This window comes from Sphingomonas sp. Leaf339 (assembly GCF_001426195.1).
In the GTDB taxonomy this organism is placed as follows: Bacteria; Pseudomonadota; Alphaproteobacteria; order Sphingomonadales; family Sphingomonadaceae; genus Sphingomonas.
Genome location: NZ_LMRS01000012.1, coordinates 412,349 through 437,144 on the forward strand (window position 1 = coordinate 412,349; position 24,796 = coordinate 437,144).

The following is a 24,796-nucleotide window of genomic DNA, read 5'->3' on the forward strand; positions in this document are numbered from 1 at the left end:
AGTCGACGGACGGTTCCGGTCCGGGCGACCCGTCCTGCCTCGGAGGCATGGCCTCCGAAGGTAAACGAATGGTTAACGCCGCGACGGATCGCCCGGCACGGACGACATGTCGCGGCCGTCATCTGTGCCGACGATCAGTCGCCGGTCAGGATGCGATCGACCAGTTGCTTCACGGACGGCACGAAGCCGTTGGAATAGAACGGATCACGCTTGAAGTTATAAGCGGAGTGGCCGGCGAACATCAGGTTCTGGTCGGTGTCGCCGCCATGCGCGATATCCTGCAACGTCTTCTGGATGCAGAACGAGCGCGGGTCAGCGAGTCGGCCGGTCGAATTCGTCTCGGTATCCGCCCAACTGGAAAACAGGCACTGCGAAAGGCAGCCCATGCAATCCGCCTGATCCTTCCGGATTTCCGCCTTTTCCGATGGGTTGACGAACACCAGCGTGTTGTCCGGCGTCTTCAGCGCATCGGTGAAGCCGTGGCCGAACCATTCCCGCGCACGCAGCAGGTCGCCCTGCGTCACCCAGAAATTCTTGCCCTTCACGCCGACGTCGAGCTGGAAGATGTGGTCGCCCGCCTCCTGCGTCGAAAATGCGATTTGCCGCTGCGACCGCGCCACCAGTGACCGCAGGAACGGATTCAGCACCGCCGACGAATAGAAACCGGTGGGCGAGAATTGATGCAACAGCACCTCGCCCTCCTCGATCTCCATCAGCTTGTTCTTCCAGCCATCGGGGATCGGGCTTTCGCGCGTCAACAGCGGCCGGGTGCCGTACTGGAACGCGATCGTCCCCAGTTCGGGATTGTCGATCCAGTCGTTCCAGTCGCGCAGATACCAGACGCCGCCGGCCATCACGATCGGCGTTGTATCGGGAATGCCCCCTTCGCGCATCGTATCGCGCAATGCCTTCACCCGCGGAAACGGGTCCTGCGGCTTCAACGGGTCTTCGGCATTGGACAAGCCGTTATGCCCGCCCGCCAGCCACGGATCCTCATACACCACCGCCGCCAGCCACTCGGGCGCCTTGTGATAGGCCCGCTTCCAGAGCGCACGGAACGCCCGGCCCGATGACACGATCGGCAGATAGGCGACCTCGTATGATGCCGCGATCTCGGACAGCTTGTAGGGCATGCCCGCGCCACAGGTCACGCCGGCCACCAGCCCGCGCGTCCGCTCCAGCACGCCGTGCAAGATGCGCGGCGCACCGCCCATTTCCCACAGCACGTTGATGTTGATCGCGCCCTTGCCGCCGGCAATGTCATGCGCGCGCTTAACCTGTTCAACCGCGCCGGCGATTGCGTATTCGACCAGCTCCTCATGCCGCGCGCGCCGGGTCAACGCATGATAGACTTGCGGGATGATCTTTCCGTCGGGGTCATAACTGTCCGCATTGACCGCCGACACCGTGCCGATGCCGCCCGCTGCAGCCCAGGCGCCGGCCGATGCGTGATTGGTCGCGGCGACACCCTTGCCACCCTCCACCAGCGGCCACACTTCGCGGCCGGCGTAATTGATGGGAGTCAGACCTTTGAACACGTGGAAACAGCCCTTTTTGCCTAAACACCGGCTCTATAGCGGATGGACGACCCGGTGCGAGCGAAACATAGAGCAGATCGCCGCACTACGATAGCGCCCCGGGCCGCCCCAACGCCCCCTCGTAAAGATCGCGATACCGCGCGATCATCACCGCCTCGTCATACTCGGCCACCGCCTTCGCCCGGTTCGCCGCCCCGACCTGCGCCCGCAAGGCACCATCATTCACCAGCGCCTGCATCACATCGCGCAGGCGAACCTCGGTCGGCCATTCGGCGATGAAGGGGGCGTTATCAGCCGACACCATCCGGCGCAGATCGCCGACCGGTAACGCCGCAACCGGCAGCCCGGCGGCCATCGCCTCGACCACGCTGGTCGGAAACTGCTCGCTCAGCGACGACAGCGCGACGAGATCGAATTGCCGCAGGAAGCGATAGGGGCGCTCGACGAAGCCCGGCATCACCAGTCGCTCGGCAATGCCCATCGCCCGCGCCGCGCCCTCGATCGCGGCACGTTCCGGCCCCTCGCCGACGATCACCAGCCGGAACCGGCCGGACAGACCGCCGGCGGCGCGGACCAGCGCAGTCAGGTTCTTCACTGGCTGCAATGCCGCGACCGCGCCGATCAATACCTCACCGTCGCGGCGCGTCAGGCCGGGAATTGCCGCTGGATCGGGGTCCGTCCAGTAATGTGCGGTCGCGATGCCGCTGACGATGCGGTGGACCCGGTCGCGCGGCTGCTTCCACGCGCCAAGCGCAATCCCCTCCAGCGCTTCCGACGGCACCACCAGTCCTTGCGCGGCGGTCAGCGCGACGCGGCGGTACATGTTGCGTTCGATCTTCAGGCCATCGGCCTCTTCCGCGCCAAAGCCATCCTCGTGATGGATCAGCGGCGGCATGCCCTTGCCGAACACGCGGCGCGCCATCACCCCGTCGATCGCACCCCAACCATAGGTCAGGACCAGATCGGACCGCCGCATCAGCCGCGCGATCGCCTCGTACCGCGCGACCGATGGTTTGCCGGCCAGCGGCGGCGCATTCTGCGCCAGTTCATATTGAACACCGGGTCCGATCATCGTCCGCCCGTCAAGCGACTCGGGATTGGCGGACACGATGACATGGCGCGCACGCGGTCCCCAGGCCGCCATCAACCGGGCGGCGCGCGCCTCCTTGCCCCCCATTCCGAAGGAGGCGTGAAGGTGGAGGATGGAGAGTGGCGCGGTCATATCGCCCCGTTAATCAGTTACCTCCACAATTGCACGATCACTTGACGACCGCGACCAAGATGTGCTGCGATGCAGTAAGTTGATCTGACTGGGAGATTACGACGATGATTAAGTCCATGATTGCCGGCGCCAGCGCGCTGATGCTGACTGCCTCTCCGGTTCTGGCGGCAACCGCCAATCCGGCATCGTCGCTCTCGGTGAAGTCGAGCGTTCGCGCCGCCGCACCGTCCAAGCGTGACAGCAAGCTCGCCGGACCCGGCGCGATCGTCGGCCTGGTGCTGGCCGCCGCCGTGATCGCTGGCGGTATCTATCTGGTCGTCGACGACGATAATTCGGACAGCAACTAAGGGATCAGGACAACCGGCGGTCGTCTGGGCCGCCGGTTGTATTATTATCTGGTGATCAAGATGGCTGGCACTTGCCGGCTTTTTTTGTGACTGACGGAAAGAGATTGATCCGATCAGGCGGCATCGCCCGCCGTCATCCGCAGAATGCGCGCTTCGAATCGCGCCTCTGATCGCCGAATGACCCGCCGGATCGCCGCGGCGATCAGCGTGAACCCGGCGATCAGCATCGCCCAAGTCGCCGGTTCCGGTAAATGCGACAGGCGATCGACACCGATCTCGGCCTCGTGCACCGCCGCCGGCCTCACCGCGATCCGCGCGATCTGGCCGATCCCTGACAATTCGATCCGATCGTTATCGGCCTCTGCTACGCCCAACAGCCGGCCCGTCGCGTCATAGGCACTCAGCCGCATCGGCGCGCCACCGGTGGCCAGAAGCGAGAACGACTGCGCCGGCATCGACAGCGTCCGGTCGGCGTTCACGAACAGGATATCGGCATCCGCCGATCCATCGCCACACAGGGCGGTGTTACGAGCAGCAGGCGCCGCACAGTCCTCGACCACGCTGCCGGTCCGATCGACGGCCATGCGATAGACCGAACCGACATCGTCCGACGCCACCGTGGTTGCCGCCACCGGCACCGCGCCCAGCATCATCAATGACGCACCCAGCGCCAGCCACCACCGCATCGGTCACTCCCCCAAGCGACAATTCCTGGCATCGGCTTTACCGGTCGGACTGCCGCTGCTCAAGCTACTCAGGCGAAGGCATCCGTCCCGATGTGGGTGATGCGGCACGCCAGATCGGCCTCGCCGCTGGCGACGATATAATGATCGCCCGCCTCGACGATCCCGGTCGTAAAGACGACATTGTCCAGATAGACCAAATCCTTGAGCGGCTCGATCAGATGCGGCGCGGGTTCCAGCAGCGGCGCGTGCTGCGTACGGATCGTCACCGATGGATCGTTACGGTCCAGGATCGACCAATAGGTGCGATAGATACCGACGACGCCCGACGGCTCCACCCCGTGCCACAGCGTCAGCCAACCGTCCACCGTCAGGATCGGCGGCGTCCCGCCACCCATGCGCGCCGTCGACACGGTGCCGGCATGCGGCCGAATCCCCGGCCGGTCATGCGGTTTCCAGTGCAGCGCATCCGGCGACGACGCCAGATTGATCGACGGGCCCGCCCGCCACGGACTGTCCGGCGGATAGGCGAAGTACAGATCGCCCAGGGGCCGCGTCTGCGCCCAGTATTTGCCGGCGATCTGCCCCTCGAAGATCAGCATGTCCTTGTTCTGGTGATCGAGCACGATCCCCTCCAACGTCCACTCGATCGCATCAGGACTGGAATATAGCGTGGTCGAATGGCGCTCCGGGCTGACCGAGCAGGTGGTCATCAGATACCGGTCGCCGACCCGGCTGATCCGCGCATCCTCGACACCATAGCATTGGTAATCCGCCGCCGGCACGATCGCCCGGTCGTAATGGACCGCCACCACCGCCGTCCCGTCCGCCGTCAGTTCGACCGGCAACAGCCATGACAGGCTGGTCAGCGCCATCACCTTCCACCCGCCGCCGCGCATCATGAATTTGCGCGGATCGGCGGTATCGACCAGTTGTAGCGGCCAAGGATCGAGGTGATAGCCATCCGCCGCCCAGCGGATCGCATGGACATGCCCGTCGACGATCGGCCGCCGCAAGGCCTCGGCCACCCGGACCATCATCAACAGATTGCCGTTGGCGAGCCGCGTCAGGCCGGGATTGAAGGTGCCGAGGATGTAGGTTTCGGCCGCAACCTTGCCGGCCAGCGGCGATCGCGCCAGATCGAGATCGCGCGGCGTAAAGACGAGTTGATCGAAGTTCATGCCGTGTTTTGGGCGGGATAATCAAAGATTGCCAGCGCGGATCGGCCGCCCGTCCACACCACGCTCAGTCGAGCCGCGCCAGCCATCGATCGATCGCCGCCGCTGCCACAGGTTCGTCCAGCATCGGCGCATGCCCCACCCCCGGCACGACGGCGAGATCCGACTGCGGCAGCGCCGCCGCCATCCGCACCGCCGTCGCCGCACCGAGCAAATCCGATCCCTCGCCGCGCACCAGCAGGACGGGAATATCCACCAGCCCCGCCAGCGCACCCCACATGTCCGGCCCCGTCTCCGCGCCGGGCACGCGCATCGGCTCGGCGATGCGCAGGTCGTAATCCAGCACGATGCGGCCATTGCCGGTCAGCCGGTACAGCCGCTTGGCCATGCCCAGCCACTGGTCCAGTTCCCATTCGGGATAGATATCGGCGTTGTTCTCCTGCACCGTCCGCGCGGCGTGCAGCCAGGTCGGGCAGCTCGATCCCTTGCCGACATAACCGCGAATCCGGTGCAGCCCCGCCGACTCGATCTCCGGCCCGATATCGTTCAGCAACGCCCCCGCCAGCCGCCCGCGCGCCGGCCCCGCCAGCAACATCGTGACGATCCCGCCCAGCGAGGTGCCGACCGCCACGAACCGCCCGATGCCCTGATCGATCAGCAACGCCTCGACATCCTGCACATAGGTCAGCGGGACGTAAGTCATCGGGTCCTTGGCATAACCACTCTCTCCCCGCCCCCGGAAATCGACCGCGATCACCCGCCGGTCGCCGCTCCGCGCCTCGGCAAAGGCCGCGAAGTCGCGGGCGTTGCGGGTCAGGCCGGGCAGGCAGATCAACGGTAGTTTTGTCGGGTCACCCGGATAATCGCGAGCGTGCAGGCGGATGCCATCATTCGACCACCAGTGGATGTTTGCATAAGCGGCCATGTTGCGTCCCGGGTTGATCCACACCCATATCGCGGCATGGCATCCACCCCGCAAGCATATCGCCCCGAACAGACCCTCCTGACCCTCGGCCCCGATTTCTACGATCCGGTCACCGCTGCTGATTTCCCCCAGACGACGCTACGATTTCGCACCGATCGCGCGGCGGCCGATGTCGGCCTCGATACGCTGACCGATGTCGAATGGCTGGCGCATTTCGGCGAGTTCCGTCCGCTGCCCGGCACGCTGCCGCAACCGCTGGCGCTGCGTTATCACGGCCACCAGTTCCGCAACTATAACCCCGATATCGGCGACGGCCGCGGCTTCACCTTCGCGCAGATGCGGGGCCGCGACGGCCGGCTGATGGACCTCGGTACCAAGGGATCGGGGCAGACGCCGTGGAGCCGCTTCGGCGATGGGCGCCTGACCCTGAAGGGCGGCGTCCGCGAAATCCTCGCCACCGAGATGCTGGAGGCGCTGAACGTCCCCACCTCGCGCACCCTGTCGCTGATCGAGACGGGCGAGGAACTGGCGCGCGGCGACGAACCCTCCCCCACCCGTTCGGCGGTGATGGTGCGGCTGAGCCATAGCCATGTCCGCATCGGCACCTTCCAGCGGCTGGCCTATCTCCGCGACGAGGAGAATATGCGCCGGCTGGTGCGCTATGTCCTCACGAACCTCTATGACGAGCCGGGCGACGATCCGGTGCGGCTGCTGGGTCTGGTCGTCGGCCGCACCGCGCGGCTGGCGGCGCGGTACATGGCGGCGGGTTTCGTCCACGGCGTGCTCAATTCCGACAACATCAACGTGACGGGCGAGAGCTTCGATTACGGGCCATGGCGCTTCGCCGCGACCTGGGACCCGGCCTTCACCGCCGCCTATTTCGATCATCAGGGCCTCTACGCCTTCGGCCGCCAGCCCGAGGCGATCGGCTGGGACGTGATGCAACTGGCGTCTTCGCTGCGCCTGATCGCCGAGAGTGACCCGCTGATCGCCGCGCTCGACGGTTTCGCGCCGTGCTTTCAGGCGGATCTGGCGGCGGCGGTGCTCTGGCGCCTCGGACTGATGCCTGTCGACGACGTCACCGACCGGGCGACCGTGCGCCTTGTCGAACAGACGCTGCGGACCACCGGCCATTCGATCGACCGGTTCTTCTTCGATGCGTTCGGTGGTGCGCTGCCCGACGATTATGGCGAGCCATGGGCGGCGGTACGCGCCGCAATCGCCGGGCATCGCCCGCGAAAACCACGCGACGATGGCTACTGGTCGGGCGAACCCTGCGGCATGTTGATCGACGAGGTCGAGGCGATCTGGGCGCCGATCGCCGCTGCCGACGACTGGTCGATTCTGCACGAAAAACTGTCCCATATTCGCCGGATGGGCGCCGCGCTGGCGTGATCGACAAGCGCCAGACTTAGGGTAAAGACACGCGATGGCCGAGCTTCTCTCGTTTGAACCTGCGACCGGCGCCGAACTTGCGCGCCTGACGATTGGCAACGCCGATGACGAGGTGGCCGCCGCGCGCGCCGGCTGGGCAGATTGGGCGGCCAGGCCGCTCGCCTTCCGGATCGAAACGATGCGCCGCTTCGCCAATGTCGTGCGGCAGCGCCACGAGGCGTTCGCCGACCTGATCGCCCGCGAAACCGGCAAGCCCGTGTGGGAAGCCCGGACCGAGGTCGATTCGGTCATCGCCAAGGTCGATATCTCGATCGCCGCCTATGCCGATCGCACGGCGCAGCGGCGGATGGACGGCCAGATGGGGACGCGCATCGCCGTTCGTCACAAGCCGCACGGCGTGCTGGCGGTGCTCGGCCCGTACAACTTCCCTGCGCACCTGCCCAATGGCCACATTGTGCCCGCCCTGATCGCCGGCAATGCGGTGGTGTTCAAACCATCGGAAAAGACACCTGCCACCGGTGCATTCCTGGTCGATTGCCTGCACGCCGCCGGGGTGCCGGAGGCCTGCGTCCGGTTGTTGATCGGCGGCGCCGACGAGGGTCGCGCACTGGCGGAACATCGCGGGATCGACGGTCTGCTCTTCACCGGGTCGGCCCGCACCGGCCTCGCGCTCAATCGCCTGTTTGCCGACCGGCCGGAAAAGATGCTGGCATTGGAGATGGGCGGCAACAACCCGATCGTCGTCTGGGATACGCCCGATATCCACACCGCCGCCGTGCTGGTGGTGCAGTCCGCCTTCACCAGTGCCGGCCAGCGCTGCACCGCCGCCCGGCGGCTGATCGTGCAGGACCGACTGCACGACGCGCTGATCGCAGAGGTGGACAAGCTGATCGACCGGCTGGTCGTCGGCGCCCCGCACGATACGCCACAACCCTTCATGGGCCCGGTGATCGACAACGAGGCCGCCGACCAGTTGACCGAGGGGTTCCTGGACCTGCTGATGCGCGGCGGCCGGCCGATCCGGCATCTGGAACGCCCCGATGCCGCCCTGCCGTTCCTGCGCCCGGCGATGATCGACGTTACCGGCGTCGCCGATCGCCCGGATGTCGAAATGTTCGGACCCGTATTGCAGGTCATCCGCAGCGACGATTTCGACGCCGCCATCGCCGAGGCCAACAACACCCGCTACGGCCTGTCCGCCTCGCTCATCAGCCAGACGCCGGCGCTCTACGACCGGTTCTGGGCCAACGTCCGCGCCGGTATCGTCAACTGGAACCGGCCGACCAACGGCGCCGCCAGCAACGCCCCGTTCGGCGGTGTCGGCCGGTCGGGCAACCACCGCCCCTCCGCCTATTATGCCGCCGATTACTGCGCCTATCCGGTCGCCTCGAACGAAGCGGACGCGGCGCGCGCGACGATCGGCATCGGACTGCGCGACGCCTGAAAGACCAATCGGCGGCAGTTTGATCGTGACAGATTGATGACAGTCGGGGCATGGGCGCCGCCATGCGCCATCTTCTTCTGCTCGCCACCGTCGCCGCCCTGACCCTCCCCGTACCGGCGACGGCGCAAACCACGCAGGACGAACAGGTTTGGCTGAACCTGACCGTGCAGGGGCCGATCGACGGCAAGCTGGTCTATTTCGCCGAGATCCAGCCGCGCATCGGCCAGGGCGTGTCGCACCTCGATCAACTGATCATCCGCCCGGCGATCGGATATCGCGTGACGCCACGGCTGACGCTGTTCCAGGGCTATGCCCATGTCTTCCTGCCAATCGAGGGCGCGCCCGACCGTAACGAGGATCGCAGTTTCCAGCAGGCAAGCTGGATCGTGCCGACCGCCAAAGGCGAACTGACTTCGCGTACCCGGATGGAACAACGCTGGCGATCCGACGGCAACGACACCGGCTGGCGCCTGCGCGAGATGCTGCGTTACGAACTCCCGATCAAGGGCAGCAAGGTCCGCGCGCTGGGATCGGTGGAGGGCTTCGTCGCGCTCAACGCGACCGACTGGGGCGTGCGCGATGGCTTCGATCAGGTCCGCACCTTCGCCGGCGTCGAGGTGAGCCTGTTCGGCCAATCGACTGCCGAACTCGGTTATCTGAACCAGACGATCAACCAGCCCGCCGGGCGGACGCAGATGATCCACGTCGCGTCGATCAGCGTCTTCATCCGCCACTGATCCCGCCCCGGCCGATGCCGGGGCGGCACCCTGTCACTTCGGCTTCGCGGCGATCCAGTCGCCGATCTTCTTCTCCAGCACCGGCATCGGCAGCGCGCCGGTATCCAGCACCTCGGCGTGGAAAGCGCGCGGATCGAAGCCCGTACCCTGCGCCGTCTTCGCCTGCGCCTTCAGCTTCAGGATGGTCAACTGGCCGATCTTGTATGCCAGTGCCTGCCCCGGGATCGCGATATAGCGTTCCACCTCGGCGGTCGCGTCGGTCAGCCCCATCGGTGAATTCGCGGTCATGTACGCGATCGCCTTGTCACGGCTCCACCCCTTGGCGTGCAGCCCGGTATCGACCACCAGCCGCATCGCGCGCAGCATCTCGTCCGACAGGCCACCCATGCGCTGATATGGATCGGTTTCCATGCCCAGATCGGGCCACAGCGTCTCGGCATAGAGCGCCCAACCCTCGACATAGGCCGTATTGCCGCCAAAGCGCATGAACGCCGGCAACGCCTTATTCTCCTGCGCCAGACTGATCTGGAAATGATGTCCCGGCACCGCCTCGTGCAGGTACAGCGTCTCCATGCCCCAGGTATAGCGGGCGGGGAGGTCATAAGTGTTGTAATAGAAGATGCCCGGCCGTGACCCGTCCGGCGTGCCGCTGTTGTACGAACCCGCCGCGTCGCTCTTGGCGCGGAAATCGGGGACGGGGCGGATTTCCAGCGGCGTCTTCGGGATCAGCGAGAACTGCTCGCGAACGCGCGCGTCGATGCGCTTGCCGATCGCCTCGTACCCGGTGCGCAGCGCATCGGCGGAGGCGGGCTGGAACTTCTTGTCGGTGCGCAGATAATCAAAGAACTGCGCCAGCGTGCCCTTGAAACCGACCTTCGCCTTCTGCGCCTCCATCTCGGCGGTGATCCGCGCGACCTCCGACAGGCCCAGTTGGTGCACGTCCTCCGCCTTCAGTGGCAGGGTGGTGCTCTCCTCGATCCGAAACGCATAAAGCGCCGCACCACCCGGCAACGCCGACAGGCCCACCGTGTCACGCGCCTTGGGCAGATATTCCTTCGCCAGGAAATCGCGCATCCGCTGGTGTGCCGGATTGATGACGTCACGGATCTGCGCGGCATATGCCGCCTTCAACCGCGTCTGGTCGGCCGCCGGGATGCTGGCGGGGAACATCGTGACCGGCGCGTAAAAGGTCGATTTCTCGACGCCCTCGGCCAGCAGGTTGTCGAACTGCGTAATCAGGTTGCGGACGACTAGCTTCGGCTGCGTCACCCCCTTGGCCATACCCTCGCGCAGACGGGCGATCACCCGCTCGTACAGCGCGGCATAGCCGGCGTTACGCTTCAGGTTGTTGTCGTAATCCAGCACCGTCTTGAACGGCGCCGCGCCCTTGCCCGACGCGAAATCGGGGTAAAACGTCTGAAAGCCGCCGAAATGGCTGATCGGCAACAACCGGTCGACATTCAGCACCGCCGGGGTGAAACCCCGCTGCGCGATTTCCAGCCCGTTGCCGAACACATCATATGCGATCTGGTCGGTCGGGGTCAGCTTCGCGCGGTCGATCGCCTGCAATGCCTTCAGGTCCGCCTCGACATTCGCCTTGTCCTGCGCGGTCCGTGCATCGGTCAGATACTCGCCGAACTGGTCGGCATAGCGCATGTCGCCCCGCCCGATCGCGCCGAGCGGCCCCGTCTTCAGATCACGCTCGTCGCTGTCATAGAACAACCGCTTCAGCCGCGCGTCCTCCGGCCCGTCACCGGGCATCGGCACGGGCGGCGGCAGCGCCTGCCCGAACGACGGGGCGGCGGCGGTGGCGGTGGCGGTGGCGAGCAACAGGGCAACGGCAAGGGAGAGGCGCATGGATTCGGACTTTCGTTGCGCGTCGGATTACCCACGCGAATGCCAATGCCTAACGCGACAAACGACACTGCGAAAGAAGGACTAGCGGTAACCCCAAGCAAAGGTGACTGGCCCCGCGCCCGTGCCTTCCCCATCTGACCATCATGGCGACGCTACTTGATCCGCACGCGCACGGTCGCGTGATCCTCGTCGGTGCAGGGCCCGGCGATCCCGGCCTGCTGACGGTACGCGCGGTGGAGGCGATGAGGATCGCCGATATTGTCGTGCATGATGGCCTGATCGATCCCTGCGTGCTCGATCTCGCCCCCGCCAGCGCCCAGCGTATCTCGGTCGGCAAGCAGCGCGCACGCCACACGCTGCCGCAGGAAGCGATCAACGCACTGATCGTCGCGCATGTGAAGACCGGCGCGATCGTCATCCGGCTGAAGGGGGGCGACCCGTTCATCTTCGGCCGTGGTGGCGAAGAGGTAGAGGCGGTGCGCGCCGCGGGCCTGCGGGTCGAGGTGATCCCGGGCGTCTCGGCGGCTCTCGGTTGCGCGGCGGAGGCGATGTTGCCGCTTACCCACCGCGATCATTCCAGCGCGGTGTCGTTCGTGGCGGGCCAGTGCAAGGGCCTGGCCGATCAGGACTGGTCCGGTCTCGCCGGGCAGGGTCGCACGCTGGTGATCTACATGGGCGTCGCGACCGCATCGGACATTGCCGACAAGCTGATGGCCGACGGCGTCGCGCCCGACATGCCGGTGGCCGTGCTGGAACGCGGCACGCAGGCCGGATCGCGCGCGATGAAGACGCTGCTCGCCGATCTCGGTCCGATGGTCACGCGGGAGGAGGTCGGCAGCCCGGCGGTAATCGTCGTCGGCGAGGTCGTCGAACTATCCGACGCGGTCGACAAGCTTGCCCGCTGGGCCCGGATCGCGGAAGAGACGGCGGCATGAAGATACTGACCGGCAACGATTTGCCCACCGGCGACGTGACATGGTGGACCGGCTCCGGCTGGTCGCGCCATATCGAGGACGCCGTCGACGTCGGCGACCAGGGTGAAGCGATCGCGCGGGCCGAGGAAGGCGCAAGGCGCGTCAACGTCCCCTATGTGATCGACGCGACGTCGACAGCCGACGGCCCCCGGCCCGCCCATATCAAGGACCGCATCCGCGCGCTCGGCCCGACCGTGCGCATCGATCTGACGCTGAAGCCAGCCGATCCGGCGGCAGGAAGCTGGGTAATATGAACGCGCGATACATCCTTGCCGGCACGGCGGGGAATTGAGGTAGCATGTATAAATACGACCAGTACGACCAGTCGATCGTCGATGCCCGCGTCGACGAATTCCGCGATCAGGTCACCCGCCGCCTTGCCGGCCAGCTGACAGAGGACCAGTTCAAGCCGTTGCGGCTGATGAACGGTCTGTATCTCCAATTGCACGCGTACATGCTGCGCGTGGCGATCCCCTATGGTACGCTCGACAGCCGCCAGATGCGGATGTTGGCGTCGATCGCCCGCGATTACGACCGCGATTACGGCCACTTCACCACGCGCCAGAACCTCCAGTTCAACTGGATTAAGCTGGAGGATACGCCCGATATCCTCGCTCGCCTCGCGACGGTCGAGATGCACGCCATCCAGACCAGCGGCAACTGCATCCGCAACATCTCGTCCGATCAGTTCGCCGGCGCCGCCGCCGACGAGGTCGCGGACCCGCGCCCCTGGGCCGAGCTGATCCGGCAATGGAGCACCTTCCACCCCGAATTCAGCTACCTGCCGCGCAAGTTCAAAATCTGCGTGATCGCGGCGGATGAGGATCGCGCGGCGATGCGGCTCCACGACATCGGCATCCAGCTGGTGGAGCGTGACGGCGAACTGGGCGGCCGCATCTATGTCGGCGGCGGCATGGGCCGCACGCCAATGATCGCGCCGCTGATCCGCGATTTCGTCACCGCCGACGACCTGATGAGCTATCTCGAAGCCGCCTTGCGCGTCTACAATCGCTATGGCCGCCGCGACAACATGTACAAGGCGCGGATCAAGATCCTCGTCCACGAGATCGGCGCCGACGAATATCGCCGTCAGGTTGAGGAGGAATTTCTCGCGGTAAAGGCGCTGGGCATCGATCCGCCCGCCGCCGAACTCGCGCGCATCACCGCGATGTTCGCGCCGCCCGCCTTCGATACGGACGTGCCCGACACGGTCGACCGCAGCGATCCCGATTTCGCCGTGTGGCTCGACCAGAATGTCCACGCCCATAAACAGCCGGGCCATGCGATCGTCACGGTCAGCCTGAAGCCGGTCGGCGGCATTCCCGGCGATGCCTCGTCCGCACAGATCGATCTCGTCGCCGATCTGGCCGAGCGTTACAGCTTCGACGAACTGCGCGTCACCCACGCCCAGAATCTCGTCCTGCCGCATGTCCGCAAGGCCGACCTGTACACGATCTGGCAGCAGCTGACCGACGCCGGGCTGGCCGAGGCAAATCTGGACCTCATCACCGACATCATCGCCTGCCCGGGCCTCGATTATTGCAGCCTCGCCAACGCCCGGTCGATCCCGCTGGCGCAGAAGATCGCGGTGCGTTTCGCCAATCGCAGCCATGACCTCGGCGAATTGAAGCTGAAGATATCCGGCTGCATCAACGCCTGTGGCCATCATCATGCCGGTCACATCGGCATCCTCGGCGTCGACAAGAAAGGCACCGAGAATTACCAGCTCTCGTTCGGCGGATCGGGAGCCGAGGACGTATCGCTCGCCAAGATCACCGGCCCCGGCTTCGACGAGGACGGCGTGGTCGAGGCGATCGAGCGCGCCACCGATACCTATGTCGCCCTGCGCGAGGAGGGCGAGCGGTTCCTCGACACCTATCGCCGCGTCGGGATGCAGCCGTTCAAGGAGGCGATCTATGGTTGAGTCCGCCACCGAAACCACGCTGCGTTTTCGCGATGACGAACCGCACGACGAACCAGCCGTCACCCTCGACGCGTTTCTCGCCGAACAGACCAATGCCACCGCCGTCCGGCTGGAAGCGGGAGAGGATGCCCGCGCGCTGCTCCCCTATCTCGACCGGCTCGCGCTGGTGGAGGTCAGCTTCCCGACCTTCCGCGACGGTCGTGGCTATTCCGCCGGACGTGTCCTGCGTGAGGCCGGGTACACCGGCGAACTGCGCGCTCAGGGAGACGTGCTGGTTGATCAGTTGCCGTTGATGCGCCGCTGCGGTTTCGACAGCTTCGCCCCCCAGGCGGAAATCGATGCAGAGGCCTTGCGCCGCAGCCTCGACCGCTATGATTTTCGCTATCAGGCCGCTGCCGACGCCGTCGTCCCCGTCTGGAAACTGCGACATGGCTGATGCCGCCCGCCGGATCGACACGATCGATACCACCCCCGCCTTCACCGCCGCCGATGCCGCCGCGTTTCAGGCGCGGTACGAAGGTGTGCCCGCGACGGCGATGCTGCGCGATCTGCTGACCGGCCAACTGGCCGGCCGCATCGCCTCGGTCTCGTCGTACGGCGCGGAATCGGCGGTGCTGCTGCACATGGTGGCCAGCGTCGATCCCGACGTGCCGGTGATCTTCACCAACACGCAAAAGATGTTCGGCGAAACGCTGGCGTATCGCGACGAACTGTCGGAGCGGCTTGGCCTCACCGACCTGCGCGTCTTCCGCCCCGATCCACGCCTGCTGGCGGCGAAGGACAAGACCGGCCTGCGCTGGTCCTATGATCCCGATGGCTGCTGCGACCTGCGCAAGGTCGAACCGTTGCGCCGCGCGCTGGCGCCGTTCGACGCATGGATTTCCGGCCGTAAGGGCTTCCAGTCCGGCACCCGCATCGCCCTGCCCCGTTTCGAGGAAGACGAGGGCCGGCTAAAGATCAATCCGCTCGCCGACTGGAACAAGGCGATGCTCGACGCCTATTTCACCGAGCACGAACTGCCTCGCCACCCGTTGGAGGCGCAGGGCTATCTATCGATCGGCTGCGCCCCCTGCACGACGAAAGTCCAGCCAGGCGAAGACCCGCGTTCGGGTCGCTGGCGTGGCTGGGACAAGGTGGAATGCGGCATTCACGTCTCCACCTTGCCGGGCGAAGACCCCATTTTCTGATCCTGTTTGTCTGACCATGGCGCCGGCGACGCGGGTGCATCTGTCGATGCCTCACTCGCGTCGCCGGCGCTGGTCGCGCCGCGATTTCCCCCCGGGCACGGGGTCATCTTGAAGCCTGAACGATCACGCCGCATCCCCCAAACAGACTAAAGAGTTGCCTGCCGACGATACTTTGGCGATGCTGCCCGGCAAAGGGCGGGGGGCGCCATGACACACGGGGACGGTGAACAGATAGTCGAGCGCTTTCGCGAAGCGGCAATGGGGATGATCGACTGGTCGGTTCCCCTCTCGGCCATCGCACGGGTTACGCAGTCGCGTATTGCGCAACTGGCGGCGGTCAACGGACAGGGCGGGCTGGCGTTCAATTATCTGACCGGGTGTTCCGCTGACGAGGAGGGCGCGTATCTCGCGGCCGGCGGCCCGAACCCGATGGTTAATCCCCGCACGCGCGCACTGCTGATGGCATCGCCACTGCACTGCATGATCGACAGCGATTTCCTGTCATCGATGGCACGGCAGCGCACACCGATCTACAACGGCCTCTTTCGCGACAGCGACGTGCCGTTCGCCATGCTCACCCGCCTCGACAGCTCGACCGACCTGATCGCCACGCTCAGCCTGCTTCAACCGGGATCGGTCGGTGAAGCCGAGGCGAGCGCTGTCCGCTTCGTCAACGCCATCTCCCCGGCGATCAGCGCCGCGATCCATGCCGCTCTCGCGATGGGAACCACGGTCGATCGGTCGCTCGTCACCACCGCCGATCACCTGTCGGGCGCGGGTATCCTGCTTGGCCCCGGCATGTCGATCGCCGCGCTGTCGCCGGGTGCGGAGGCGATGTTGCGCGATGCCACCCATTTGTCGGTTCGCGCCGGCCGTCTCGTTGCGGCCTGTCCGCGCGCCTCGGCCGCGCTGGAACACGCCTTCGCCGCGATGACCGCGCACGGCACCGATTGGCGTGGCGCCGTGCCGATTACCGTGTCGGGCGCGGCGGCATCGGCCACGCCCTTATTCGCCGATCTATGCCCACTACCCCGCCGCCCCTCCGGCCCCCTGTCCCAGGCCCGCGCGCTGCTGGCGATCCGACTGCCACGACCGGATGTCGCACTCGACGACAGCCGGTTGATGAATGCTTTCGCGCTCACCCCGTCGGAAGTGGAGGTTTCCCGTTCGCTGTTACGCGGCGACGACCTCGCCACCATCGCCCGGCGGCGGCGCACGTCGCTGGCCACCGTGCGGAGCCAGTTGCGATCGCTTTTTGCCAAGACCGGGTGCCACCGCCAGGCGGAATTGGTCCTGACCCTGCGCGCCTATTGCTGACCCGGATCAATATCCCGCATAGTCGGAGAAGCGGGTAATCGTCGGATCGAACTTCATCACGACCTTGCCCGTCGCGCCATGGCGCTGTTTCGCCACGATCAGCTCTGCCAGGCCATAGACCCGTTCCATGTCGGTCGCCCATTTCTGGTGATCCTCGAACACGCGGCTGTCGTCGCCCTCGGTCGGGCGCTTCGGCTCCTTGGCCGCAACGTAATAATCCTCGCGGAACACAAACCACACCATGTCCGCGTCCTGCTCGATCGATCCCGATTCACGCAGATCCGACAGCATCGGCCGCTTGTCCTCGCGGCTTTCCACCGCACGGCTCAGCTGCGACAGCGCCAGCACCGGCACGTTCATATCCTTGGCCAAAGTCTTCAGGCCGCGCGAAATCTCCGAGATTTCCTGCACGCGGTTAACCTCGCTCGACTTGCCCGATCCGCTCAGAAGCTGAAGATAATCGACCACCACCAGCCCGATCTGGTTGTTGTGCCGCCGCTGCAATCGCCGCACCCGCGTGTGCAGCGCGCTGATGCTCAGGCCACCGGTATCGTCGATGAACAGCGGCAGGTTTTCCAGCTCCGCCGCCGCCGCCGCCAGTTGCCCGAATTCGGCCCGGCTGATCTTGCCCATGCGCAAGGACTCCGACGAGATTCGCGCCTGCTCGGCCAGGATACGCGTCGCCAGCTGGTCGGCGCTCATTTCCAGCGAGAAGAACGCCACCTTCGCGCCCACCGAGTCGGCGGGTGCGATGCCGTCCTCCATGTCCCGCATCCACCGCCGCGCCGCGTTGAACGCGATGTTGGTCGCCAGCGACGTCTTGCCCATGCCCGGTCGCCCGGCGAGGATCATCAGATCCGAATGATGCATGCCGCCGATCTTCGCGTTGATCGAATCGAGCCCCGTCGTCACGCCCGACAGATTGCCGCCGGAATTCAGCGCGCGCTCGGCCATCTTGACCGCCATCGTCGTGGCTTGCGCGAAGGTCTTCGTCGCGTTCTCGGCACCGCCGTCACCGGCGACCTTGTACAGCTCCTCCTCCGCCGCCTCGATCTGCGCGCGCGGGTTCACCTCCTCGGACGTGTCCATCGCCCGGTCGACCAGCGTCCGCCCGACGGTGACGAGCGCCCGCAGCATCGCCAGATCATAGATCTGGGTCGCGAACTGACGCGCGCCGATCAGGCCCGCCCCCGATCCGGTCAGCCCCGCCAGATAGGCCGGGCCGCCCAGCTCCTTCATCCCCTCGTCCGCCTCGAACATCGGACGCAGCGTGACAGGTGTCGCCAGCATGTCATTGGCCCGCAACGTCTTTATCGACGCGAAGATGCGGCCGTGCAGCGGTTCGTAGAAATGCGCCGGTTCCAGCCGGTCGACCAGATCGTCCGCCAGCCGGTTGTCGATCATCATCGCGCCCAGCATCGCCGCCTCCGCCTCGACATTGCGGGGCAGGTGCTGCGGCTCGGCGGCGGCGATGGGAGTCGGGAATGCGAGGGTTGCCATCCCCTGCTCATACGCCGCCTGTCCCCGCCTTCAAGCAATGGTCGATGGAACGTTACCGATTAAGTGACAGCCTTCATTCGCGACGCTATCCGATGGCAATGACCGACCCCGTGGTCCCTCCCGCCACCGCCGAAGGCGATCCGCGCATCATCGATGTCGAACTGGACGAACGCAGCATCGGCTGGCGGTCGGCCGATGTCGATCAGGAGCGACGCATCGCGATCTTCGACCTGATCGAGGGCAACCATTTCGCGCCGCAACGTCCGCAGGCGGACGGTTATGCCGGCCCCTACCGGATCAAGCTCGAATCGGAGGAAGGCCGCCTCGGCATCCACATCTACCGCGAGGATCGCAGCCACCTGGAAACACTGGTCCTCGCGCTCGGTCGCTTCCGGCGGCCGATCAAGGACTATTTCGCGATCTGCGACAGCTATTACCAAGCGATCCGCGCCGCGACCCCGCAGCAGATCGAAACCGTCGATATGGCCCGACGCGGCGTCCATAACGACGCCGCCGAGTTGCTCCGCGAGCGTTTGGCGGGCAAGATAGATGTCGATTTCGATACCGCCCGTCGCCTGTTCACGCTGATCTGCGTGCTTCACCTGCGCGGCTGACCACACCCCTTAAGGAACGCATGACCATTATTCGCAAGGCCGCCTTGGCCCTGTCGCTGCTCGGCGCGACGGCCATTGCCGGTTGGCATTACGCCACCATCTGGCAACCATCGGCCAAGATCTATCCGTTGCAGGGTATCGATCTGGGCGCCACCCCCGGCGCGGTGGAATGGGGTTTCGTGCGCGCCGCCGGCGCCGACTTCGCGTATCTGACCGCGACGCAAGGCGCCGACCGGCGCGTGCCCTCGTTCGAGGCGAACTGGAACGCCCTGCCCGCCGCCGGCCTGCGCCGCGGCGCGGTTCACCTCTATTCGCTATGCCAGCCGGCCGAGGCGCAGGCGAATGCGTTCAACACCCTGGTCCCCCGCCTTGCCGATGCACTCCCCGCCGCGGTCGACGTCGATTTCCGCGAGGATTGCACCGACCGTCCCGAACCCGCCGCCCTGATCCGCGACGTGCGCCTGTTCGTGAAGATGGTCGAGGCGCATACCGGCAAACCCGTGCTGTTGCGCGTCGGGAAGGCGATGGACACCGCCTATTCGCTATCCGGGGCGATTCACCGTCCGATCTGGGCGAAGGGGAATTTTCTGAAACCAGATTATGCCGCCCGCCCATGGCGGTTGTGGCGCGCCAGTGACATGCGCCGTATCGAGGCGGTCGAAAACCCCGTGAACTGGGACGTGACCGCATCATGACCGATATTTCTGCTTTGATCGCGACCGCTCGCGCCGCCGCACTCAACGCCCACGCGCCCTATTCGCGCTTCGCCGTCGGCGCCGCGCTGTTGATGGAAAATGGCGACGTCATCACCGGCGCCAATGTCGAAAACGCCAGCTACGGTCTGTCGCTCTGCGCCGAAACCGTCGCCATCGCCACCGCCAGCGCCGCCGGCCGCCTGCGCGAGATCGTCGCGATCGCGGTGATCGGCGGCGCGATGGATACGGACGGCAGGCCCACGGGTACCGTCCCCGTCAGCCCCTGCGGCCGCTGTCGCCAGATCATCAACGAGGCCGCGCAAATGGGTGGTCGCGACCTGCCCGTCCACTGCGGCGCGGCGGAAGGCGATGCGGTACGGACTTACCGGTTATCCGATTTGCTACCGGACGCCTTTGGGCCATCCGACCTCGGCATCTCTTAGGCTCGGCAGTACCCCTGTCCTGTTATGAGACATAAACGGAATGTGGCACCGCGATAAAGTTACAAGAAATTAATGAACTTTTGATGCGTTCAGGAATTCCCCGGGAACCAATGCGGATGTCGATTGTGGGCGTTCGCGTCAGGGAGATTAGTATGCGTTCCATCAAGTTCCTTCTGCTGGCCGCCGCCATGGGCGCGGTTCCTGCCACCGCCAATGCGGCACTCGTCGGCAGCCTCGGCCGTGGCACCGGCCCCTTCCTGAACCTCAGCAGCGCCGGCCTCGACGGCGGCTCCGTCGCGACGCTGACAGGCGGCACGGTTTATAATTCCGATCGTCCGTTCGCCGACATTCCCGAGGGCGATGTATTCGGCAACAACTTCCTGGCGGCCGGGCCGCAGGCTGGTCAGCCTGCTACCCTCACCTTCACCTCGCCGGTCAGCTATCTCAGCTTCCTGTGGGGTTCGCCGGACACGTACAACCGCCTGCAGCTGGTCACCAATCAGTCGACCTACGACTTCAACGTGTCGAACCTGGGCTTCTCGGTCACCAGCGGCGACCAGAATTTCTCGCAGTACGTCCAGTTCGTCGGCTCGTTGGGTGAAACCATCAGCAGCGTCTCGTTCACCAACACGCCCCGTCAGGATGCGTTCGAGACCGCAAACTTCAGCGTCTCCGCCGTGCCTGAGCCCGGCACCTGGGCGCTGATGCTGGTCGGCTTCGGCATGGTCGGCGCCGCGTCGCGCTACCGACGCCGGTCGGTGAAGTTCGTCACCGCCTGACACCAGTTTTCGGTGTAGCGATACGGGAAGGCCGCCGGCGGAAACGCCGGCGGCCTTTTCGCTTTCGGATCGCCGGTGCGTCGGTCCCGCGGATCGCTTCCGGCATCGCGTTCCCCCGGCCTTGCTTTCGATGCCCCCCGGGGTTAGATGCACAGTCCATCCGACAGCGAGGACGGGCCAGCGCCGGTTTCCATTTGGGAAGCGGCGAGTCGGTCTATGCCTCGCGATCGGCATTTTTTTCAGCGGGTTTTGACAGTGGCCAAGACGACCCCCATCGAATTCATCAACCAGGTAAAGGCAGAGACCGCCAAGGTCACGTGGCCGACCTGGAAGGAAACGTGGATGACCGGCCTGATGGTCGTCATTATGACGACGATCCTTGCGCTGTTCTTCCTGGGCGTGGATTCGTTCTTCCAGGCGGTCGTCAACTTCCTGCTCAAACTCGCGCAGTAAAGGATCACGCACGATGGCGCGCTGGTACATCATCCACGCCTATTCGGGCTTCGAGGGCAAGGTCCGCGATTCGATCATGGCAGAGGCGACCCGCATGGGTCTCGATCGCCTTGTCGAACAGATCGAGGTCCCCACCGAGACGATCACCGAGGCACGTCGCGGCAAGAAGATCGCCGTTGAGCGCAAGTTCATGCCCGGCTACGTCCTCGCCAAGCTCGACATGACCGATCAGGTATATCACCTGGTGAAGAACACGCCGAAGGTGACCGGCTTCCTGGGATCGATGGGCAAGCCCCAGGCGATCAGCGAAGCCGAAGCGACGCGGATGCTGAATTCCAAGGAAGAGGCCGCCGCTGCTCCGAAGACCAAGGTCAAGGTGGATTACGAGATCGGCGACGCGGTCAAGGTGCTGGAAGGCCCCTTCGCCAGCTTCAACGGCACGGTCGAGGCACTGGACTTCGACAAGTCGCGGGTGTCGGTCAGCGTTTCGATCTTCGGCCGCGCCACGCCCGTCGAGTTAAATTTCGAGCAAGTCGAGCGCTCTAAATAGGGCAAGGCCTTGTTTGGCGTGCTGCACGCGCCCGGCGAAGCCGGAAGCGAGACGGCGCTCGACCGCCCGGCGGGTCGCCTCGGCGATCCCGTCCGACGAAGACGCGGGATTTACTCCCGCGTCCGCCCCGTCTAACGGGCCACACGAGTTTCCCGGACCTCCCCGAAATAGGGACGGTTTAGGTCTAACTTTCCCCTAACCTTCCAGGTTGTGGGAAAATGCCGCGGGAGGTCTTCGGGCCGTTATCACCGCTAAACTGAACCGGTCGGATCGCCTTCGGGCGCCCAGCCAAATGTGAGAGTGACATGGCAAAGAAAATTACAGGTTACATCAACCTGCAGGTTCCGGCCGGCGACGCGAAGCCTGCCCCGCCGATCGGCCCCGCGCTGGGTCAGCGCGGCGTGAACATCATGGAGTTCTGCAAGGCGTTCAACGCCGCGACGACCGACATGGCCAAGGGGACGCCGATCCCCACCAAGATCACCGTCTATGCCGACCGTTCGTTCAGCTTCGAGACGAAGACGCCGCCGGCGACCTTCCTCATCAAGCAGGCCGTCGGGATCAAGTCGGGTTCCAAGGAACCGGGCAAGGTCGTGGCCGGTAAGGTCAAGCGCTCGCAGCTCGCCGAGATCGCCCAGGTCAAGATGAAGGACCTGAACGCGAACGACATCGAAGCCGCAACGAAAATCATCGAAGGCTCCGCTCGCGCGATGGGCCTCGAAGTGGTGGAGGGCTGATATCATGGCCAAGCTGAGCAAGAAGCAGAAGTCGGTCTCGATCAACCCCGAGCAGCTGCACGGCATCGACGAGGCGATCGCGCTGGCCCGCACCAACGCGACCAGCAAGTTCGACGAGACCATCGAGGTCGCGCTGAACCTGGGCGTCGATCCGCGTCACGCCGACCAGATGGTCCGCGGCGTCGTGAACCTGCCCAAGGGCACCGGCAAGACGGTGCGCGTCGGCGTGTTCGCGCGCGGCCCGAAGGCTGACGAAGCACGTGAGGCCGGTGCCGATGTCGTCGGTGCCGAAGACCTGATGGAAATCATCCAGGGTGGCACGATCGATTTCGATCGCTGCATCGCGACCCCGGACATGATGGGCATCGTCGGTCGCCTCGGTAAGGTGCTGGGTCCCAAGGGCCTGATGCCGAACCCGAAGCTGGGCACCGTGACGATGAATGTCGCGCAGGCCGTCAAGGACGCCAAGTCGGGTCAGGTCGAATACCGCGTCGAAAAGGCCGGCATCATCCATTCCGGCATCGGCAAGGCATCGTTCCCGGCTGAGGACCTGCGCGCCAACTTCGACGCGCTGGTCGATGCGGTCGTCCGAGCCAAGCCGTCGGGCGCCAAGGGCAAGTATGTTCGCAAGATCGCTCTGTCGTCGACGATGGGCCCCGGCATCCGGGTTGATACGGCTGAAGTCGCAGGAGCGTAACACAAGTTACGCACCGGTGCGCGGAAGCGCAGCGACCCGCCCGGCCAGCGCGGGCGTAGCCCGCGACTGACGGCATGGGATTCACTCCCATGCCGGCCTCCGCCGGACAAAGCGAAAGGGCCGGGAGCAATCTCGGCCCTTTCCGTGTGTAAAAACGACCCTCACCCTTCCGGCGCTGGCGCGCCTCCCTCCCTCTCCCACCGGCAGAGGGAAAAGACGGCAAAGCCGGCGAAAGGGCGAGGGCGAGGACGCAACACCAGCGAGGAGCCACCCATCACCACCCCCCGCCGCATCCTCGTCGATGCCGACGCCTGCCCGGTAAAAGACGAGATCTACCGCGTCGCCTGGCGCATGGAGGTCGCCGTCGTGATCGTCAGCAACCAGCACCTCCGCATCCCCGCCCACCCGCTAATCACGCGCGTGGTCGTCAGCGATGGCTTCGACGCCGCCGACGACTGGATCGCCGAAGCGGCGGACGCGAAGTCGGTCATCGTCACCGCCGACATCCTACTGGCGGATCGCTGTCTGAAGGCCGGCGCGACGGTGTTGTCGCCCACCGGCAAAGCCTTCACCACCGCCTCGATCGGCGGCGCCATCGCCACCCGCGCGATCATGGCCGACCTGCGCGCCGGCGGCGACCAAGTGGGCGGTCCCGCCCCCTTCGCCAAGGCGGACCGATCCCGTTTCCTGTCGGCGCTCGATGCCGCGCTGGTGAAGCTGGCGCGCTAACCCGCCTTCAGCCCGCGTCCGGGAAGTCCGTCGCCAGACTGGCCGCCCGCTGCCCTTCGATCTCGGCCAGCCGCTCCTTCAGCTTCCCCGTCACCGCGTCCATTCCGAACGCACCCAGCACCATATGCCGCGGCGGCTCGGCCTGCTCCGCCAGCGCGATCATCGACTTGGCCGCACGTGCCGGATCGCCCGGTTGCGTCCCACTATATCCCTTGGTCTGGTCGAGCCGCGCGCCCGCCGTCTCGGCATAGTCATCGATCCGCACCGGCGTCTGCTTCAGCGATCGTCCCGCCCAGTCGGTACGGAACGGCCCCGGCTCCACACAAGTGACATCGATACCGATCGGCGCCCCTTCTGCACGCAATGCATCGGTGAAGCCCTCTACCGCATGTTTCGACGCGGCATAATATCCCGAACCCGGAAACCCGACGAGCCCGGCGACCGAAGTGATGTTGATGACATGCCCCGCCCCTTGCGCCCGCATGATCGGCAGCACGCCGCGGGTCAGCGCGAACAGGCCGAACACGTTGGCTTCGAACTGCGCCCGGATCTCTGCGTCTTCACCCTCTTCGATGGACGCTTGATAGCCATAGCCGGCATTGTTCACGAGCACATCGACCCGCCCGAACCGCTCGTTCGCGGCTGTCACCGCCGCCTCAACCTGCGCCTGATCGGTCACGTCCAGCGACAACGCCAGCGCACGGTCACCCGCATCCTGGACCAGATCGGCCACCCGCGCCGCATCCCGCGCGGTGACGACCGCGCGCCAGCCGCGCGCCAACACCTGTTCGGCCAGTTCGCGACCGAAGCCGGTCGAACAGCCGGAAATGAACCAGACGGGGTCTGGGGAAAGCGGCATGATCCATGTCCT

26 protein-coding genes and 1 pseudogene are annotated in these 24,796 nt (G+C 65.5%); 19 read left to right on the forward strand and 8 right to left on the reverse strand.

Going from position 1 to position 24,796, the window contains the following annotated elements:
• Positions 1 to 134: 134 nt before the first annotated feature.
• Positions 135 to 1,538, reverse strand: a complete 1,404-nt coding sequence (locus ASG67_RS08695; RefSeq protein WP_056528386.1) for an NAD(P)H-dependent flavin oxidoreductase — start codon at positions 1,536 to 1,538, stop codon at positions 135 to 137.
• An 85-nt stretch (positions 1,539 to 1,623) separates the two neighbouring features.
• Complete coding sequence (locus ASG67_RS08700) at positions 1,624 to 2,760, reverse strand: glycosyltransferase family 4 protein (protein WP_056528389.1); 1,137 nt, start codon at positions 2,758 to 2,760, stop codon at positions 1,624 to 1,626.
• Between the two features lie 104 nt (positions 2,761 to 2,864).
• On the opposite strand from ASG67_RS08700, the gene ASG67_RS08705 reads away from it, so the two are divergent.
• On the forward strand, positions 2,865 to 3,107 hold the full coding sequence (locus tag ASG67_RS08705) for a hypothetical protein (RefSeq protein ID WP_056528392.1): 243 nt from the start codon (positions 2,865 to 2,867) through the stop codon (positions 3,105 to 3,107).
• A 113-nt stretch (positions 3,108 to 3,220) separates the two neighbouring features.
• On the opposite strand, the gene ASG67_RS08710 is transcribed toward ASG67_RS08705, so the two are convergent.
• The 3 genes from ASG67_RS08710 to ASG67_RS08720 form a co-directional block, all read right to left on the reverse strand.
• Complete coding sequence (locus ASG67_RS08710) at positions 3,221 to 3,793, reverse strand: PEPxxWA-CTERM sorting domain-containing protein (RefSeq protein ID WP_056528396.1); 573 nt, start codon at positions 3,791 to 3,793, stop codon at positions 3,221 to 3,223.
• A 68-nt stretch (positions 3,794 to 3,861) separates the two neighbouring features.
• On the reverse strand, positions 3,862 to 4,971 hold the full coding sequence (locus ASG67_RS08715) for a glycosidase (protein ID WP_056528399.1): 1,110 nt from the start codon (positions 4,969 to 4,971) through the stop codon (positions 3,862 to 3,864).
• A 64-nt stretch (positions 4,972 to 5,035) separates the two neighbouring features.
• The gene (locus ASG67_RS08720) at positions 5,036 to 5,893 is read right to left on the reverse strand and encodes an alpha/beta fold hydrolase (protein ID WP_056528403.1); all 858 of its coding nucleotides are present in this window, start codon (positions 5,891 to 5,893) and stop codon (positions 5,036 to 5,038) included.
• 36 nt (positions 5,894 to 5,929) lie between these two features.
• Here ASG67_RS08720 and ASG67_RS08725 point away from each other — a divergent pair, with 36 nt between their 5' ends.
• The 3 genes from ASG67_RS08725 (at position 5,930) to ASG67_RS08735 (ending at position 9,469) form a co-directional block, all read left to right on the forward strand.
• Positions 5,930 to 7,288, forward strand: a complete 1,359-nt coding sequence (locus ASG67_RS08725) for a protein adenylyltransferase SelO family protein (protein ID WP_056528406.1) — start codon at positions 5,930 to 5,932, stop codon at positions 7,286 to 7,288.
• 34 nt (positions 7,289 to 7,322) lie between these two features.
• A complete protein-coding gene (gene astD / locus ASG67_RS08730) occupies positions 7,323 to 8,732 on the forward strand; it encodes a succinylglutamate-semialdehyde dehydrogenase (protein ID WP_056528409.1) in 1,410 nt (469 codons plus the stop codon).
• A 62-nt stretch (positions 8,733 to 8,794) separates the two neighbouring features.
• Complete coding sequence (locus tag ASG67_RS08735; protein WP_056529154.1) at positions 8,795 to 9,469, forward strand: DUF2490 domain-containing protein; 675 nt, start codon at positions 8,795 to 8,797, stop codon at positions 9,467 to 9,469.
• Positions 9,470 to 9,502: 33 nt separating this feature from the next.
• Here the strand turns inward: ASG67_RS08735 and ASG67_RS08740 are convergent, their stop codons facing one another.
• Positions 9,503 to 11,326, reverse strand: a complete 1,824-nt coding sequence (locus tag ASG67_RS08740) for a DUF885 domain-containing protein (protein WP_056528412.1) — start codon at positions 11,324 to 11,326, stop codon at positions 9,503 to 9,505.
• A 143-nt stretch (positions 11,327 to 11,469) separates the two neighbouring features.
• Between ASG67_RS08740 and cobA the strand changes: the two genes are divergently transcribed.
• From cobA to ASG67_RS08770, 6 genes are all read left to right on the forward strand, one after another.
• Positions 11,470 to 12,261, forward strand: coding sequence for a uroporphyrinogen-III C-methyltransferase (cobA, locus tag ASG67_RS08745; protein ID WP_056528415.1), 792 nt, complete (start codon positions 11,470 to 11,472; stop codon positions 12,259 to 12,261).
• Entirely contained in the window at positions 12,258 to 12,554 is a 297-nt protein-coding gene (locus ASG67_RS08750; protein ID WP_056528418.1) for a DUF2849 domain-containing protein, read from the forward strand. Before cobA ends, ASG67_RS08750 begins: the two co-directional genes overlap by 4 nt.
• A gap of 44 nt (positions 12,555 to 12,598) precedes the next feature.
• Positions 12,599 to 14,224 carry a nitrite/sulfite reductase gene (locus ASG67_RS08755; protein ID WP_056528421.1) on the forward strand — a complete coding sequence of 542 codons (1,626 nt, stop codon included), beginning with the start codon at positions 12,599 to 12,601 and terminating at the stop codon, positions 14,222 to 14,224.
• Entirely contained in the window at positions 14,217 to 14,660 is a 444-nt protein-coding gene (locus ASG67_RS08760; RefSeq protein ID WP_056528423.1) for a DUF934 domain-containing protein, read from the forward strand. Before ASG67_RS08755 ends, ASG67_RS08760 begins: the two co-directional genes overlap by 8 nt.
• On the forward strand, positions 14,653 to 15,411 hold the full coding sequence (locus tag ASG67_RS08765; protein WP_056528426.1) for a phosphoadenylyl-sulfate reductase: 759 nt from the start codon (positions 14,653 to 14,655) through the stop codon (positions 15,409 to 15,411). Before ASG67_RS08760 ends, ASG67_RS08765 begins: the two co-directional genes overlap by 8 nt.
• Positions 15,412 to 15,618: 207 nt before the next feature.
• Positions 15,619 to 16,728, forward strand: coding sequence for a helix-turn-helix transcriptional regulator (locus ASG67_RS08770; protein ID WP_056528429.1), 1,110 nt, complete (start codon positions 15,619 to 15,621; stop codon positions 16,726 to 16,728).
• Between the two features lie 6 nt (positions 16,729 to 16,734).
• Here the strand turns inward: ASG67_RS08770 and ASG67_RS08775 are convergent, their stop codons facing one another.
• On the reverse strand, positions 16,735 to 18,228 hold the full coding sequence (locus tag ASG67_RS08775; protein ID WP_056528432.1) for a replicative DNA helicase: 1,494 nt from the start codon (positions 18,226 to 18,228) through the stop codon (positions 16,735 to 16,737).
• Positions 18,229 to 18,320: 92 nt separating this feature from the next.
• Between ASG67_RS08775 and ASG67_RS08780 the strand changes: the two genes are divergently transcribed.
• From ASG67_RS08780 to ASG67_RS08820, 9 genes and pseudogenes are all read left to right on the forward strand, one after another.
• Positions 18,321 to 18,842 (forward strand): UPF0262 family protein, encoded by a 522-nt coding sequence (locus ASG67_RS08780; protein WP_235535123.1) that lies wholly within the window; start codon positions 18,321 to 18,323, stop codon positions 18,840 to 18,842.
• A 20-nt stretch (positions 18,843 to 18,862) separates the two neighbouring features.
• Complete coding sequence (locus tag ASG67_RS08785; RefSeq protein ID WP_056528435.1) at positions 18,863 to 19,537, forward strand: GH25 family lysozyme; 675 nt, start codon at positions 18,863 to 18,865, stop codon at positions 19,535 to 19,537.
• The gene (locus tag ASG67_RS08790) at positions 19,534 to 19,980 is read left to right on the forward strand and encodes a cytidine deaminase (RefSeq protein ID WP_056528438.1); all 447 of its coding nucleotides are present in this window, start codon (positions 19,534 to 19,536) and stop codon (positions 19,978 to 19,980) included. The genes ASG67_RS08785 and ASG67_RS08790 overlap by 4 nt, the downstream gene beginning before the upstream one ends.
• 668 nt (positions 19,981 to 20,648) lie before the next feature.
• Positions 20,649 to 20,759: pseudogene (locus ASG67_RS19805) on the forward strand (PEPxxWA-CTERM sorting domain-containing protein); the annotation flags it as partial.
• Between the two features lie 255 nt (positions 20,760 to 21,014).
• The gene (gene secE, locus ASG67_RS08800) at positions 21,015 to 21,212 is read left to right on the forward strand and encodes a preprotein translocase subunit SecE (protein ID WP_056528444.1); all 198 of its coding nucleotides are present in this window, start codon (positions 21,015 to 21,017) and stop codon (positions 21,210 to 21,212) included.
• A 13-nt stretch (positions 21,213 to 21,225) separates the two neighbouring features.
• Positions 21,226 to 21,762, forward strand: a complete 537-nt coding sequence (gene nusG / locus ASG67_RS08805) for a transcription termination/antitermination protein NusG (protein ID WP_056528447.1) — start codon at positions 21,226 to 21,228, stop codon at positions 21,760 to 21,762.
• 305 nt (positions 21,763 to 22,067) lie between these two features.
• Positions 22,068 to 22,499 carry a 50S ribosomal protein L11 gene (gene rplK, locus ASG67_RS08810; protein ID WP_056528450.1) on the forward strand — a complete coding sequence of 144 codons (432 nt, stop codon included), beginning with the start codon at positions 22,068 to 22,070 and terminating at the stop codon, positions 22,497 to 22,499.
• Positions 22,500 to 22,503: 4 nt separating this feature from the next.
• Positions 22,504 to 23,196 carry a 50S ribosomal protein L1 gene (rplA, locus tag ASG67_RS08815; protein ID WP_056528454.1) on the forward strand — a complete coding sequence of 231 codons (693 nt, stop codon included), beginning with the start codon at positions 22,504 to 22,506 and terminating at the stop codon, positions 23,194 to 23,196.
• A gap of 273 nt (positions 23,197 to 23,469) precedes the next feature.
• Complete coding sequence (locus tag ASG67_RS08820) at positions 23,470 to 23,925, forward strand: YaiI/YqxD family protein (RefSeq protein WP_056529161.1); 456 nt, start codon at positions 23,470 to 23,472, stop codon at positions 23,923 to 23,925.
• Between the two features lie 7 nt (positions 23,926 to 23,932).
• Here ASG67_RS08820 and ASG67_RS08825 read toward each other — a convergent pair whose 3' ends face one another.
• On the reverse strand, positions 23,933 to 24,784 hold the full coding sequence (locus ASG67_RS08825) for an oxidoreductase (RefSeq protein WP_056528457.1): 852 nt from the start codon (positions 24,782 to 24,784) through the stop codon (positions 23,933 to 23,935).
• Positions 24,785 to 24,796 lie beyond the last annotated feature (12 nt).

Bases quoted from the DNA above. Each gene is read 5' to 3' on its own strand.
- ASG67_RS08715 (WP_056528399.1), bottom strand. From the start codon at position 4,971: ATGAACTTCGATCAACTCGTCTTTACGCCGCGCGATCTCGATCTGGCG.
- ASG67_RS08755 (WP_056528421.1), top strand. From the start codon at position 12,599: ATGTATAAATACGACCAGTACGACCAGTCGATCGTCGATGCCCGCGTC.
- ASG67_RS08760 (WP_056528423.1), top strand. From the start codon at position 14,217: ATGGTTGAGTCCGCCACCGAAACCACGCTGCGTTTTCGCGATGACGAA.
- ASG67_RS08825 (WP_056528457.1), bottom strand. From the start codon at position 24,784: ATGCCGCTTTCCCCAGACCCCGTCTGGTTCATTTCCGGCTGTTCGACC.
- ASG67_RS08785 (WP_056528435.1), top strand. From the start codon at position 18,863: ATGACCATTATTCGCAAGGCCGCCTTGGCCCTGTCGCTGCTCGGCGCG.
- ASG67_RS08770 (WP_056528429.1), top strand. From the start codon at position 15,619: ATGACACACGGGGACGGTGAACAGATAGTCGAGCGCTTTCGCGAAGCG.
- ASG67_RS08700 (WP_056528389.1), bottom strand. From the start codon at position 2,760: ATGACCGCGCCACTCTCCATCCTCCACCTTCACGCCTCCTTCGGAATG.
- ASG67_RS08740 (WP_056528412.1), bottom strand. From the start codon at position 11,326: ATGCGCCTCTCCCTTGCCGTTGCCCTGTTGCTCGCCACCGCCACCGCC.
- ASG67_RS08765 (WP_056528426.1), top strand. From the start codon at position 14,653: ATGGCTGATGCCGCCCGCCGGATCGACACGATCGATACCACCCCCGCC.
- ASG67_RS08775 (WP_056528432.1), bottom strand. From the start codon at position 18,228: ATGGCAACCCTCGCATTCCCGACTCCCATCGCCGCCGCCGAGCCGCAG.
- ASG67_RS08710 (WP_056528396.1), bottom strand. From the start codon at position 3,793: ATGCGGTGGTGGCTGGCGCTGGGTGCGTCATTGATGATGCTGGGCGCG.
- ASG67_RS08735 (WP_056529154.1), top strand. From the start codon at position 8,795: ATGCGCCATCTTCTTCTGCTCGCCACCGTCGCCGCCCTGACCCTCCCC.
- rplK (WP_056528450.1), top strand. From the start codon at position 22,068: ATGGCAAAGAAAATTACAGGTTACATCAACCTGCAGGTTCCGGCCGGC.
- rplA (WP_056528454.1), top strand. From the start codon at position 22,504: ATGGCCAAGCTGAGCAAGAAGCAGAAGTCGGTCTCGATCAACCCCGAG.
- ASG67_RS08725 (WP_056528406.1), top strand. From the start codon at position 5,930: ATGGCATCCACCCCGCAAGCATATCGCCCCGAACAGACCCTCCTGACC.
- ASG67_RS08720 (WP_056528403.1), bottom strand. From the start codon at position 5,893: ATGGCCGCTTATGCAAACATCCACTGGTGGTCGAATGATGGCATCCGC.
- ASG67_RS08780 (WP_235535123.1), top strand. From the start codon at position 18,321: ATGGCAATGACCGACCCCGTGGTCCCTCCCGCCACCGCCGAAGGCGAT.
- astD (WP_056528409.1), top strand. From the start codon at position 7,323: ATGGCCGAGCTTCTCTCGTTTGAACCTGCGACCGGCGCCGAACTTGCG.
- ASG67_RS08750 (WP_056528418.1), top strand. From the start codon at position 12,258: ATGAAGATACTGACCGGCAACGATTTGCCCACCGGCGACGTGACATGG.
- ASG67_RS08790 (WP_056528438.1), top strand. From the start codon at position 19,534: ATGACCGATATTTCTGCTTTGATCGCGACCGCTCGCGCCGCCGCACTC.
- ASG67_RS08705 (WP_056528392.1), top strand. From the start codon at position 2,865: ATGATTAAGTCCATGATTGCCGGCGCCAGCGCGCTGATGCTGACTGCC.
- cobA (WP_056528415.1), top strand. From the start codon at position 11,470: ATGGCGACGCTACTTGATCCGCACGCGCACGGTCGCGTGATCCTCGTC.
- nusG (WP_056528447.1), top strand. From the start codon at position 21,226: ATGGCGCGCTGGTACATCATCCACGCCTATTCGGGCTTCGAGGGCAAG.